Genomic DNA, 13546 nt, shown 5'->3' with positions numbered 1-13546 from the left:
CTGGACCGAGGGAAATGGAAGCCGGTTGCGCCATACGTGTTGATTTGCATTGATTGTCCGCCAAGGATGCCATGGAAGCACACCCTATTCGGGTAGCGCTTTTGGAAGTGAAATTGATATTTTGAGGGCATTCTCCACCCACAATCGATCAAAGCCTGCGTTCAAGGCCGACACCAGTGCCCTTTCCAGTCTTGTACCGAACCCCTCGCTGGGTTGGTCATCATGATACTCATTACCTGTTTCAAGCCAATAAATGAAAATAGTGTCAGACGACTCTTGAATATCTATCGAAAGCTCGCGTTCAGAACTCGCTAATGCACCGTGCTTGGCAGCATTCGTTGTCAGCTCATGCAAAAGCAGCGAGAGATTTGTCAGCGACTTTCCTGTGACGGCAGGATCATGGCCCGTGATATGAAAATTGTTTTCACCATAAGGCTCTAGAATAGTACGTAACAAGTTCTGCAACGGGACCGACGAGATCGTAACATCGGCATCATCCCATGTCGGCATCGTCAGTTCATGCGCCCTGGCAAGTGCGGCCAATCTCGCCTGAACCGCCTCGCGAAACTCATCAACCTGCGTAGCCGATCTTGCGCTCAATGAGACGATTCCGTTTGCCAGAGCGAACAAATTTTTCACGCGATGACGCATTTCGCCCATATGGAGCTTTTGTTGGCTTTGAGCCTCCAAGCGCTCGCTGATGTCGCGAGCAATTTTTGATGCACCAATAATAACGCCGTTTGTGTTTCGAATAGGTGAAATCGTTAATGAAATATCGATTGGCGTACCATCTCTCCGCTTCCGAACTGTTTCGAAATGATCGACTCGGTTTCCCTTTCGAATTTCGCTTAAAATAGCTGGTTCTTCGTCAAGCCGATCTTCTGGTATCAAGATTGTGACCGGCTTTCCAATGACTTCCTCTGCATGATAACCGAATAGGCGCTCGGCACCTCTATTCCAGCTTCTAATAATGCCATTCAGATCCTTGCTAACGATGGCGTCGTCTGAACCGTCAACAATTGCAGCGAGCCAATCCCGTGGATCGAGATCGGTTTCGCCGAGTTGTGGTTGCGAAGCAGGTGTTACCGACAACAAAATGCGATGTTTCGCGTAAGCCGAACCAAGTCGATCAGAGCCAATTTGGTCTTTATTTTTTTCCATTGTAGGCCGCCCATTCTAAAGTCATGAAAGAATATTAATTGCTCAGAACACGATATCAATTCCTTAGATCCACGTAATGTGTGAAGTGTTTTCCTTTATTCAAATTCTGGATAATCGCCCTCCATACCGGTTCTTCGCCTAACAATGTGATGAACTGTTCACTGCTAAATATCGCCATATCGCGTGACGAGCACCATGATGTGCTTTCGTCGGTCTATAGCGGTACATTAAAGGACCGATTTTTGACGGTCAGCACGAGCCGTTTTCTATTTGCAACGGTAATAGGGCGTCCGAGATAATCTGCAGTCGAAATCATGCTTTCGTCTGGTTTGCTACCGCATGGACATCAAACGCACTGATTGCCAGTCAAGAATAGGCTATACGCGCCTTTATCGTCCATATGCCAGCCCTCCCAGAGGACACGAACTGACGGTAGCCCCCTAGCCAGATTCGGTTTCCGTCACCAACAATGGCGTATCTGTTGTATGATCACAGATTTTGATACAATTTATGCGGAAGTATTGGAAGAAGCCCTGATTTTGAACAGTTGCTCATGAGTATACCAGGTGGGTTACTCTCCTAGGCAGTGGTTGGTGGCGACTTCTTGCTGGGAAAAAGGAGTTCAGTATGTACAAGCATATCCTGATCGCAACCAATGGTTCCAATCTTGCTGATCGCTGTGTTGAGCAAGGGCTGGCTCTGGCAAAAGCGTTAGATTGTGATGCGACAGTAGCAACAGTGACTGCACCTTACAGCAGCGCCGGTATCTTTGGCGGAATGTTTGATGATGAGGCCATCGTAGTTAGATATGATCAAAGCTGGAAAAAACATGCGGAAAGTATTCTTCAGAATGCCCAGGACAGAGCGCGGAAAATCGATCTCGATGTCAACGTTCTGCACTTGGTCAATCCAATACCATCGGATGCTATTCTAAAAGCAGCAGACTCGATCGGATGCGATCTTATAGTTGTAGCAACTCACGGATATTCTGGGGCGCAGCGCCTGCTTCTTGGTAGCCAGGCAAATGAGATTGTCACGTTGGGTAAAAAGTCAGTCCTCATCGTAAAATAGGCTACAAAAATAATTTTCGCATCAGGAGACGCGTAAAATGGCGTTTCAGTAGAAGATGTGTGTGACTTCTAAAGAATAGAGAATTTGTAAGCACTCACCAGACGTAGCAGATATACTAAAAATACACCGCGACAGTTTATGTCCCAGAAATACCTGATCATCACTCAGAGAGCCCATGGAACAGCACAACTCGCCGCCTTGCCACGATGGACATCTACACCGTCCTCAGACTTTCCTGCGCGTTCTTGGTCCGGGACTTGTTACAGGTGCTGCGGATGATGACCCGAGCGGGATCGTAACTTATAGCCAGGTGGGAGCGCAGTTTGGCTATTCGCTCGGATGGACCATGTTGTTCAGCTATCCTTTAATGGCTGCGATGCAAGGTGTGAGTGCTGGTATCGGCGTCGTAACCGGACAAGGAATTGCGCAAAACTTGCGCCGACATTATTCGCCGTGGTTACTGCGTGGGACGGTTGTATTGCTATTCCTCGCAAATTTTATCAATATAGGGGTGGATCTTGCAGCAATGGGGGCTGCAGTGCGGCTCTTCGCAGGCGGGCCCGAAATCCTCTACACTTTAGCTTTTGCAGTTCTATGCGTGACGCTTGAAGTCATGGTGAGCTATAGGCGCTACGCCGCAGTTCTCAAGTGGCTAACCCTTTCGCTATTTACATATGCGGCAGTGGTAATGACAGTGCATGTACCGTGGGACGTAGCCTTGCGAGGTGCACTCATACCCAGCCTTGTTTTCGACAAGGAGCATGCCATGGCTTTGGTCGCACTATTTGGCACAACGATCAGTCCCTACCTATTTTTCTGGCAGGCAGGAGAAGAAGTTGAAGAGTTGCATCGCCGACATCTCGGGCGTTTAATTGCATCGCCGAAAACAGCTCACACGGAACTTAATAGAATCAAGATCGATACTTTGATCGGAATGGCGATCTCGAATGTAATCGCGTTGCTTATTATTATTGCAACGGCATCCACACTGAATGTCAACGGTATAACCGAAATCGGAACTTCGGCCCAGGCTGCGGAGGCGCTGAGACCGATTGCCGGAGAGTTTGCATTCGTTGCCTTTGGCGTCGGCATTATTGGCACCGGGTTGCTCGCTGTTCCCGTATTGGCGGGGTCGGCTGCTTACGCCGTCGCGGAGATGTTTGGATGGCCTGAAGGACTTGTTCGGCGTCCTCGCGAAGCCAAGGCGTTCTATGGCACGATCGCTATTTCAACGATTGGTGGGGTCATTCTCAGTTTAAGCGCAATAGACCCGATACGCGCCTTATATTGGTCGGCATTTCTCAATGGTGTGCTGGCTACACCTCTGATGATAGTCCTGCTGGCAATGGCAACCAACAGACGTATCATGGGGCGACTCACAGCACCCATTTGGATGGTTAGTCTGGGGTGGTTGACAGTTTTATTTATGTCACTGGCAACTATAACTTTTTTTCTTTTATGATAATTGTATCAAGTTCTGCTTAGAGACTGCCCGTTCATTGAACAGGCCCGAGATGCACGGGCTGTCGGATGGGCAATCATTCAGTTTTCACTTGGTCACTGCTGTGGGAGGCTGCCAATTGGTTAGTTATCTGACGCCAATAGAGTTGCGATACAGGATATATGACGCAACCATGAAGATTATCGCAGCGAATATACGGTTTAAAATGTTCTTGTATGCGCTCAATCGCGTGGCGAGCATCATTCCGAGTACCCCTCCTATGATACCACCTCCGATGAACTCACCAGCAAGCCACCAGTCGACAAGACCGGAACTGGCATAATTCAGAGCCGTGGCCAGTCCGAAGGCCCCCACGGAGAGAAGGGATGTGCCGACTGCGTTGATCATCGGCATACCTGTTGCCAACATCAAGCCGGGCACAATCAGGAAGCCGCCGCCGATACCGAAGAATCCTGATGCCGCACCCGAAGCGAGAGCCACTGCTGCCGTTACGAGACACATTCTTAAATCGATCGGGCGGCGCTCCACGTCCAATCTCTTTTTGGGCTTCAACATGAACAGACCGACGACGATCATGAGGATACCGAACAAAAAGATGAGGCGATCACCGTCTAGAGCTTTTCCGAGACTAGATCCGATAATTGCCCCTATAACGCCTAGTGCGGAGAAGACAACACCACAACGCCACCAGACGTGACCCTTCAGAGCATGGCTCGTAAAATTCGCGAACGCGTTGACTGAAACAGCAAGTGCACCCGTACCGATGGCGAGATGGGGCTGGCTCACACCGACGACATAAAGGAGCAACGGTGTAGCGAGGATGGAGCCGCCGCCGCCAAGCAATCCCAGCATAAAGCCAACAACACTTCCGGAACCCACCGCCGCAAGGATGGAATTACTCAACACCATAGGATCCTAACTCTCTCACGCACTGTCAGCGCTCATTTCGCCTTCTCCACGCAGAAGATGTCGTAAAGGGAGGCGACCAGTTGCGCTGCCTTTTCTTCTGTGAGGCGATAAAAAATCTGTTTCCCCTCCCGTCGCGTCTCGACTATTCCGGAACTGCGCAACACCGTTAGATGCTGCGACAGGTGCGGTTGATGAACCCCGATCTTTTCTTCCATCCTACCAACGGAATACTCGCCTTCCACCAAGGTACAAACGATCATCAGACGCGCTGGATGGGACAACGTCTTGAGCAGGTCTGCGACTTCGTTCGCGCGCAGAGATAATTCAACTGAAGATAGTCCATCTTTCATCATCGTTATGCTGTTCACGGTCATTCCCATGCAGCCCCTTCCAGAGCATCCAGCGGAAACTTCAGATAGCGCTTACCGTTGGCTTCTGGCTCAGGTAGACGTCCACCACTTATGTTCACCTGCAACGCATGCAAGATGAGCCTTGGCATTGGCAGCGTTTTGTCGCGCTTGGTCCGTAAGGCAACGAAGGCTTCTTCCGATACGCCCGCCAGGTGCGGATTGTGCTTCTTTTGATCAGACACTGTACTTTCCCACCGCGGCTTACGACTGCTCGGTTGGTAATCATGTCCGGTGAATAGCCGCGTCTCATCGGGAAGTGCTATGATATTCTGGATTGACCCCCACAATGCTCGCGCATCGCCGCCGGGAAAATCGGCCCGTGCCGTACCGCTGTCGGGCATAAAAATTGTGTCGTGGACAAATGCCGCGTCGCCGACCACGTAAGTGATTGAAGCGAGCGTATGTCCCGGCGAGAACATAACTCTGGCATCGATGGAACCAACCTTAAACGCCTCACCATCGGCAAAGAGCCGATCCCATTGCGAGCCATCTGTAGCTAGTTCGGGCCAGTTGTAGATCTCCTTCCACAGCTTCTGGACTCTGATTACATGCTCGCCTATCGCCGTCTTTGCGCCCGTTTTCTCCTTGAGATACTGAGCTGCGGAAAAGTGGTCGGCGTGTGGATGAGTGTCGAGAATCCATTCGACCGTCAGGCCACTATTGCGGACGTAATCGAGAATTGCGTCTGCATTGATCGTCGCCGTGGCCCCCGACTTTTCATCAAAGTCGAGAACGGGATCTACAATGGCGCAAATACCGGTTGCCGGATCGGACACCACGTACTGAACACTGGAGGTTCGCTTATCGAAAAAGCCTTTTACCCGCGGTTGATGGTCAGCAAAGCGTTTAAGCCACGATACTGCGACACTGGTATCAAAGCCGAGCTGATGTCCGAATGGTACGACGTCTTCAACAGACATGCGTCCGTCCAATACCTCGCCGATCAGATAAAGGCTGAGCGAGCGCATACCCGTCTTGCAATGCGCAAGCACTGGGCCATCGGATTTTCTGACCGCCGCCTGAAACGCACGCACATCAGCTTCAGTGATCGTATTCATTGTGACCGGAATATACGCATAAGAGAGATCGGATTGGTGGGCTGCATCGCATTCAGCCTGGTTTCCAGGCTGGTCTGCGCTTTCATTATCGGGACGGTTGTTGATCAGCGTTTTGAAGCCGCTTCGATCGAGTACACTGAGTTTTTGCGCGTTTGGCTGCGAAGATACCGACAGCTTCTCAGATATTCTGGTGACGGGCATCGTTGCCTCCGACGTTAACATTATATAATATACTATAATGTATAATGTTAACTTTTCAAGCCTCCCTCGAACAGGCAGATCCTCAAAACCTGCGCATAAACTCTAACGAAAAAGGTAAAACCCCAATCACCGGAGAAGAATTCTATAACTTCAAATTTTCAGTCCACTGGCAAAGGGTCTCGATAGCGGTATGATGATATGAATCCAACGTCCGGAGGTAGCTCAATGAGCCGATTGCATACAGAAAACCACCTCGTATCTCGGATCGGATGGCTTCGCGCAGCGGTACTCGGCGCCAATGATGGCATTGTCTCAACGGCGAGCCTCATTATGGGCGTCGCATCTGCTTCAACGGGAACAACACAGATAATGGTCGCTGGCATCGCGGGCCTTGTCGCAGGCGCGATGTCCATGGCGGCGGGTGAGTATGTTTCCGTCAGCTCTCAATCCGATACGGAGTTGGCAGATCTTGCCAGAGAGCGCAGGGAACTCGAATCTCAGCCCGAAGCAGAGCTCGATGAATTGATGCAAGCCTATATTGATCGCGGCCTAACTTCGGAATTGGCGCGGGAGGTGGCAATACAGCTGACCTCACGCGATGCTCTGGAGGCACATGCCCGTGACGAACTGGGAATTGTCGAACACATGGAAGCACGGCCTGTGCAAGCAGCACTGACCTCAGCGGCCACGTTCTCGATTGGGGCCGCCCTACCCTTGCTGATGGCGTTCATCGCGCCTCCCTCGATCTTGCTTTATGCGGTTGCTATCTCTTCCTTGCTGTTTCTAGCTTTACTAGGCGCAATCGGCGCCAAGGCGGGAGGAGCTAATATGCTTAAGGCAACCGTTCGCGTCACTTTTTGGGGCGCATTGGCCATGGCAATCACGGCTGGTATTGGGGCCCTAGTCGGCACAGCGGTCTGACCGTCGATCTGAGTTTATAGGGAATACATATGTAAAGAAGAATTACTGTAGTCGGTCAGAGGCAGGGCTCTATAATTTGCTCATTCTATAGGTCGGGGGAGACTATGAAGATGCGGTTCTCGGTTGAAGATCGATCAAAAACAATCCTGCTGATTTTTGCCTTGTGCGGACTTGTGATGGGGCTCGGCTTGCACTTTTCCGGCTACTTCTCGGGAGCACGGATAATCTGGGCCATTGCCACTTTGCCTGTGCTGGGATCTTTGCTCGTCGAGATTCTCCGGAGTTTATGGCGAAAGGAGTTTGGGCTGGATATCGTCGCGGCGATGTCGATGACGGCCGCGCTGGCATTTGGGGAAATGCTGGCGGCTTCGATTGTCGCTCTCATGTATACTGGGGGAGCCTTTCTTGAAAGCTTTGCCGAGGGACGAGCACGCCGTGAGATGCATGCTTTGCTGTCCCGCGCACCGCGAACAACAATGCGATATGTCGATGACCATCTCGAAGAGATTGCCGTCGAAACTATTCGTCCGGGTGACCGCCTTCTGATCCGTCAGGGAGACGTCATCCCCGTCGACGGAAGTATCACTTCCGTAAAAGCTTTCGTAAACATGTCTGCTTTGACGGGAGAGTCACTTCCGATTTCGCTTACATCCGGAGCCGATGCTTTGAGCGGATCAGTAAATGCTGGCGATGCCTTCGATATTGTTGCCAGACACGAAGCAAAAGATAGCACCTACGCTGGCATTGTTCGGCTCGTGGAAGAGGCCCAGCATTCGAAAGCCCCGATGTCTAGGCTAGCAGACCAATGGTCTATCGGCTTTCTGATAGTGACCGTCTTAATCGCCTTCGGCGCGTGGTTTTTCACGGGAGACCCGATTAGGTCGGTCGCCGTTCTCGTCGTGGCGACACCATGTCCTCTCATCTTGGCGGTGCCAGTCGCTCTTGTTGCGGGACTATCGCGCGCCGCTCATTTCGGCGTGCTGGTAAAGGGTGCTCGTCCATTAGAGAACATGGCCCGTATCAATACGCTGGTACTGGACAAGACTGGAACACTGACAGATGGCCGCCCACAAATTACTTCAATCAATGCGCAGCCAGGATTGAGCGAAAATGATCTACTGCGTTTCGCCGCCTCCCTAGACCAGGTATCCAAACATCCGATGGCGCAGGCTCTTGTACTGGCCGCTCAGCGGCGCGGTATAAATCTTGTATTGCCGACCGACGTCAGCGAACTGGCAGGAGATGGCGTGGCTGGCAGGGTTGATAGCAAAAGCGTCGTTGTCGGTGGACATAGCTTCGTTGAGAGACAGGTCAATGCGAAACTGAGTGAAATCCCCCATACAGAAGCTGGAGCGGCACTGATTGCAGTCGCGATAGATGGCAGCATCGCGGGTTATATCATTATGGCCGATCCCTTGCGCGGCGAAGTGGTCGATACGTTACGCGGCTTACGCAAGGACGGCGTAAAGCGATTAGTGCTGGCGACAGGTGATCGTGCTGCAGTGGCCAAACGCATTACCAAGGGCTTGGGGCTTGATGCCATCTACTCCGAGCTTTCACCCGATCAAAAGGTACTGACCGTGCTCAGCGAGCGTAAGAACGGCCCCGTGATGATGGTCGGAGACGGGGTCAACGACGCGCCCGCACTTGCAGCGGCTGATGTCGGCGTTGCCATGGGTGCGAGGGGAGCGGCGGCCTCGGCAGAAGCGGCCGATGTCGTTCTTCTCGTAGATAGAATAGACAGACTTCGCGCCGGGATAGAAATTGCCAAGCGATCAAGGCGTATTGCTGTCGAAAGTGTTGTGGTTGGGATTGGTCTTTCTGTAATCGCCATGATCGTAGCAGCGTTCGGTTATCTAAAACCTGTTCAGGGTGCATTGCTCCAGGAGATAATTGACGTCGCTGTCATCCTCAATGCGCTTCGGGCGTTGAGAATCTCACCCAACATCGGCAAATGGACGTCATGGTAAATCAGAATGTGAACTGGTGAATAAGTCACCTACAGCTTCACACCGAATTGCTGTTCCTCCAGCACGCAATAAGAACAGAGCATTGAAGCGTAACCGCCTTGCCAGTACCGCGCCGGTCTTCGGACCAAGCACCATTAGCGCTGTTGCCCATGCATCCGCTTCGGCACAGGTACCTGTCACGACGGTGACTGACGCCGGAGGCCCCATCAAGGGAGCACCGCGACTTGGGTCCATGGTGTGCGACAGGCGGTAATCGTTGACATTAATCCAATGCCGATAATCGCCCGAGGTGGCGACCGCCGCATCCTGAAGGGCGAGAACCGAATGAGCTGCCCGACGATCATAGTCAGGAGCCTCTACTGCAATCGACCAAGGACTGCCATCTGGACGCAACCCGAGCGTCCGCACCTCCCCATCGATTCCGACGAGGCCGGACGAAATCCCGAAAGTCAGCAACCCATCCGCCAGACGATCCACGCCATATCCCTTGGCAATTCCATTGAGATCGAGCGAAACGGGAGCTGTCTTTCGCACCATTCCTGCCTCGATGTCCAGTTCCAGGATTTCATGAGCGGGTCGGCGCTTGCGCTCAAGCGCTGCCCGTATCTGCTCCCGGTGAGCCTCCGAAGGCCCGAAACCCCAAGCGCTCACGGCGTCGCCCATACCAATATCAAACGCGCCGCCTGATGCACGGCCAATGTCGAGCGCAAGGCGCAAAACGTCCAGCAGTTGCTGCGGCACCTTTATCCAGCGTCCCACCGGCGCGGCGTTCAACTGCATCAGTCTGCTATCGGGCTTCCACGTGGACATTGCACCGTCCACTGCGTCCACTGCCGCCTGAAGTGCGACCCGAACGGGTTGGGGATCGAACCCCGCTGTTTGAGAGAACAATGCCGACCAACGTGTACCCATGGTAGGCCCGCTCAAAGCGTAACGTTGCATCTCAGTAGACGTCTTCGACATAACGTCCCTCCGCCTTGAGATTGGCCAATGTCTGCCCTGTGGAACCCAGAATGTCGACAAGAACCGACGAGACTCCGTTGGCCATATCGCGTCCGCCACACACCATGATCCGCGCCCCCTCCTGAATCAGCCGAGTGACTTCATCGGCTTCCTCCCGAAGAGCATGCTGCACATAGCGCGGCATTTTCCCGCGTGAACAACAAGAGCTAATCTGCGCAACTTGCCCCTTCTGCTTCCATTCGCGGAGTTCGTCGCCATAGAAAAAATCGCTATTCATCCGGCGCATTCCAAAGAACAGATGGATCGGGCGATGCCGCGTATTGGCGCGGATGAAGCCCGCCAAAGGCCCGATTCCGGTTCCGGCACCGATCAATATCAGGGGCGTATGTGTTCTATCCTCCGCATGGAAATCTGGATTGCGACGCAGGAAAGCGCTGATCGTGTCTCCAGGCTCCAGTTCCAAGAGCTGGGAAGAGCATAGCCCTCCCGGATGTTTTCTCACGACGATCTCGACAAAGCCATCGTTGCGTCCAGAAGCCAGTGAGTAAAACCGGGGAACGGTTGATCCCGAAGGAACGATGGCGAGGAGATCGCCGGCCACAAAGCGCCCCAGTCCGCAGCCACGCAATTGCTGCCAGAAGGAAAGCCTCGGCAAGGCAAAGCGCAGGATTGCTGCGGGCGCTTGCACTTCGGCACCATAATCACGGCGCGACACAAGCGTAAGCGGGACGGCGGCGGGTTGAACGGCCTGGTGCGTGAGTTCCAGGTCTATGCCCACCGCAGCACCGAGTTTCCGCCCCCATCGGGCAAAAGCCTGCGGCGACTGACGGTCCACTGTGTCAAAGGGTATGAGCATTCTCCATCCGGCGGCATGCGCCGTCTCCGTCACCGCCCGCGCGAAACCGCAGTAGGCAGGAAAGCTACTGTCGCCGAACCCGAGCACAACCAGCGGAATTGCCGAATCCGCTGCCTGAAGCGAGAGCCTTTCAACGAACCCCTTGGCCGAAGCGGGCGCATCGCCTTCGCCATAGGTAGCGGCCAAAATGATAATGCGCCGGACCTGCCGATAACGACCTGGATCAAAGGCCGACATCGGCGCAGCGTGAACCGTCTGGCCAGAATTGGACAGCGCCGCATGCAATGTTGCTGCAAAACCCCATGTGCTACCGCCTTCACTGCCGACGAGAATGATTGTCTCCGCTCGTCCTGCTGCACAGTTTTCGTGAATGCGCGGCCTTCCGCGACGCCCGTCGGACCAGAGAAAAACGCCCGTACCCGCCATGACCGGAACGCCAAGAGCCATCAGGCCAAGGAGCAGCCCCAAAACGGAAGCCCCCCGTCCTGAATGCAGCATATAGATTGTTTCCGACAGGCGTCGCCACCCAGTCAGATCGCTCCAGCCGAGAAGCGCGCCCGTGCCTTGATCGATATAACCGGTTCCCCGGTCGGTCTTGAGGGTGAGAATGTCCGTGGGGTCAGACGGATCGGCGAATGACAGGCTGCGCAATTGCGCAACCTGAATCTGCCGCAACGGTTCCATCGTAGCCGGTAGCGCTCCGGTCCGGCCGCTTGCCTCGGTCTGCATGACCGGCGACACCGCGCCGTCCGGCAAGAGATCGAAGGTGGAAGCCGTCATCCACAGGGCCGTTGCAGACGAAAGGAAAAGTCCCGCTACGGCCAGCCGAGCGATTTCAACATGCAGACGCCCGGAAAGCGGGCCACGCAGGCGCGAAAACCAGCGCTGCCAGCCTCCGACCCGTCGTACGACAAGCGCCACCCCGGTCAGGTTCAGCACCAGCATGGCGGCAGCACCAGCAGCCATGACAATGCGGCCGCTATCATCGAGAAAGAGCGAACGATGCAGACTTGTCAGCCAACGTTCAACCGGATTGGGATCGGCGGACGCGACACCCTGACCAGTAGAGGGGTCAATGACCGTCGCCCGGGGCGCACCGTTATCAAACCAATAGGCCGTCATCCGGCCGGACGGCGTCCGCCGGATTTGCTCTACTTGCGGATAGACCGCTTGAACACGCGCCGCCAGATCGGCGGTCGAAAGCGTCAACTCCCCCTGTGGAGACGAGACACTTTCGACAGCGGGAAAGATCGACAGGGCTGCACCGCTGATACTGAGCACAATCAGGAGCAACGCGGGAAGAAGTCCCGCCCAACGATGGATAACTCGGAACATGGCGGTCACCGATTATAGAGAATAATCGGCTGTTGCGATGTAACGCCGTCCTTTGACTGGAGCTTTCGCACCGCCGGATGTGAGTGGTATAACCACCTCATTGGGACTGTCGCGCATGTCTTCCACAGCAGCGTCGACGTGCAATGTGTAGCCAGCATCAAAAAACGCGTCGGCCAAATCAACTGTGATTTCAAGCGTACGACCCGCACCGACACTCGCGCCGGTGATACCGTTGATCTCGCTCGTATTACCACCCGTTGCACGATACCATCCGGACAGGTGTTCGTAATATTTGGATTTGCCGCCAGCCATCCAAAGGCTACCGGCATATTTACCCTCAGCATCCATGATGTAATAAGCAAGATACGCGCCGTCACCGCCATAACTGTTCAGCGTCGTTGTCAGTGTTACGGGCCGGGCCATTGCGATATCCGGAAGCGTAAGCGCCGTGGTCATTGCCAATGCTGCAAGAAGTGCTTTCATGCCAGTCTGCCTCTTTCAAAGAAACGGCACACGGACCTCGATCGATCCGCGCTTATGCCCGCTACTCTCGCAAGAAGAGCTGAACACCACCTGACACCGATGCGGTTTCTGCTTCAGCGCTTTGTAAGAAATGAACCGCTCCAAACCGCGATAAACGAAAACGGCGGACCTGCCAGCAGGTCCGCCGCGTCAAGCATTTACAGTAAATCCGCCAGCTATCGGTGCAGCGACATACGCTTAAGTGTACCGTCGCGAAGAATGAACTGGTGCCATATCGCTATCAGCGCATGAAGGCCGGCCAGATAAAGAATAATGGTGCCGGCATTCTCATGAAATTCGGCGATCAATCCGGGGGAGCCTTGCATTGGGGCCGTAATGGCCGGCACGGAAAGACCGAAGAAGGATATCGCTACTCCCATCCGCGAGGCGGCATACCAGCCGCTGAGCGGCAAGGCGATCAGCAGCAAATAGAGGATTGCATGGCCCGCCTTTGCCGCAAGGGCAAGTGTGCCTTGCGCCGGAGATTCTGACGGCGCTGCACCGGAAAGCCGCAAAAAGAGACGAGGTAACACAAGCACGAGTACGGCAAGCCCTAGAGAAAAATGCAAGAAAGGCGGATTCTCCGCCAGACTGCGTCCACCCACCGACGTGAACCATGCTCCGAGGATCAACGCGGCGGTGAGCCAGTGAATCACAACCATGCTTTTTGAATAACGATCAGGACTGCGAGGCATAACAAGTCTTTC

12 protein-coding genes are annotated in these 13546 nt (G+C 53.8%); 4 read left to right on the top strand and 8 right to left on the bottom strand.

From position 1 onward, the window contains the following. Positions 1-84: 84 nt before the first annotated feature. A complete protein-coding gene (locus F9K94_RS23125) occupies positions 85-1161 on the bottom strand; it encodes a PAS domain S-box protein (protein WP_151591338.1) in 1077 nt (358 codons plus the stop codon). Between the two features lie 627 nt (positions 1162-1788). Between F9K94_RS23125 and F9K94_RS23120 the strand changes: the two genes are divergently transcribed. Both F9K94_RS23120 and F9K94_RS23115 read left to right on the top strand, forming a co-directional pair. After that, on the top strand, positions 1789-2232 hold the full coding sequence (locus F9K94_RS23120; RefSeq protein ID WP_151610519.1) for a universal stress protein: 444 nt from the start codon (positions 1789-1791) through the stop codon (positions 2230-2232). Positions 2233-2407: 175 nt separating this feature from the next. Next, on the top strand, positions 2408-3694 hold the full coding sequence (locus F9K94_RS23115) for an NRAMP family divalent metal transporter (RefSeq protein WP_151591334.1): 1287 nt from the start codon (positions 2408-2410) through the stop codon (positions 3692-3694). Positions 3695-3820: 126 nt separating this feature from the next. On the opposite strand, the gene F9K94_RS23110 is transcribed toward F9K94_RS23115, so the two are convergent. The 3 genes from F9K94_RS23110 to blh are packed head-to-tail and all read right to left on the bottom strand — an operon-like array spanning position 3821 to position 6272. Continuing rightward, positions 3821-4603: a sulfite exporter TauE/SafE family protein gene (locus F9K94_RS23110; protein WP_151610518.1), complete on the bottom strand. Its 783-nt coding sequence runs from the start codon at positions 4601-4603 to the stop codon at positions 3821-3823. 32 nt (positions 4604-4635) lie between these two features. Further along, a complete protein-coding gene (bigR, locus tag F9K94_RS23105; protein ID WP_112591132.1) occupies positions 4636-4983 on the bottom strand; it encodes a sulfite-sensing transcriptional repressor BigR in 348 nt (115 codons plus the stop codon). Beyond that, positions 4974-6272 (bottom strand): bifunctional sulfur transferase/dioxygenase Blh, encoded by a 1299-nt coding sequence (blh, locus tag F9K94_RS23100; protein WP_151610517.1) that lies wholly within the window; start codon positions 6270-6272, stop codon positions 4974-4976. Before blh ends, bigR begins: the two co-directional genes overlap by 10 nt. Positions 6273-6497: 225 nt before the next feature. Here blh and F9K94_RS23095 point away from each other — a divergent pair, with 225 nt between their 5' ends. Further along, positions 6498-7193: a VIT1/CCC1 transporter family protein gene (locus F9K94_RS23095; protein ID WP_011983041.1), complete on the top strand. Its 696-nt coding sequence runs from the start codon at positions 6498-6500 to the stop codon at positions 7191-7193. Positions 7194-7303: 110 nt separating this feature from the next. Beyond that, positions 7304-9163 (top strand): heavy metal translocating P-type ATPase, encoded by a 1860-nt coding sequence (locus tag F9K94_RS23090; RefSeq protein WP_151648925.1) that lies wholly within the window; start codon positions 7304-7306, stop codon positions 9161-9163. On the opposite strand, the gene F9K94_RS23085 is transcribed toward F9K94_RS23090, so the two are convergent. The 4 genes from F9K94_RS23085 to F9K94_RS23070 form a co-directional block, all read right to left on the bottom strand. Continuing rightward, a complete protein-coding gene (locus F9K94_RS23085; protein WP_063620596.1) occupies positions 9155-10126 on the bottom strand; it encodes an FAD:protein FMN transferase in 972 nt (323 codons plus the stop codon). The two genes, F9K94_RS23090 and F9K94_RS23085, sit on opposite strands and share 9 nt — an antisense overlap. After that, positions 10107-12317, bottom strand: coding sequence for a PepSY domain-containing protein (locus tag F9K94_RS23080; RefSeq protein ID WP_151607194.1), 2211 nt, complete (start codon positions 12315-12317; stop codon positions 10107-10109). The genes F9K94_RS23085 and F9K94_RS23080 overlap by 20 nt, the downstream gene beginning before the upstream one ends. Positions 12318-12329: 12 nt before the next feature. Further along, complete coding sequence (locus F9K94_RS23075) at positions 12330-12800, bottom strand: DUF2271 domain-containing protein (RefSeq protein WP_151576649.1); 471 nt, start codon at positions 12798-12800, stop codon at positions 12330-12332. A gap of 215 nt (positions 12801-13015) precedes the next feature. Next, entirely contained in the window at positions 13016-13534 is a 519-nt protein-coding gene (locus F9K94_RS23070; RefSeq protein ID WP_151576648.1) for a cytochrome b, read from the bottom strand. Between the last annotated feature and the right edge of the window lie 12 nt (positions 13535-13546).

Origin of the sequence: Brucella tritici (genome assembly GCF_008932285.1) — a bacterium.
Lineage (GTDB): Bacteria > Pseudomonadota > Alphaproteobacteria > Rhizobiales > Rhizobiaceae > Brucella > Brucella tritici.
This window is presented reverse-complemented; position numbering and strand designations above follow the sequence as displayed.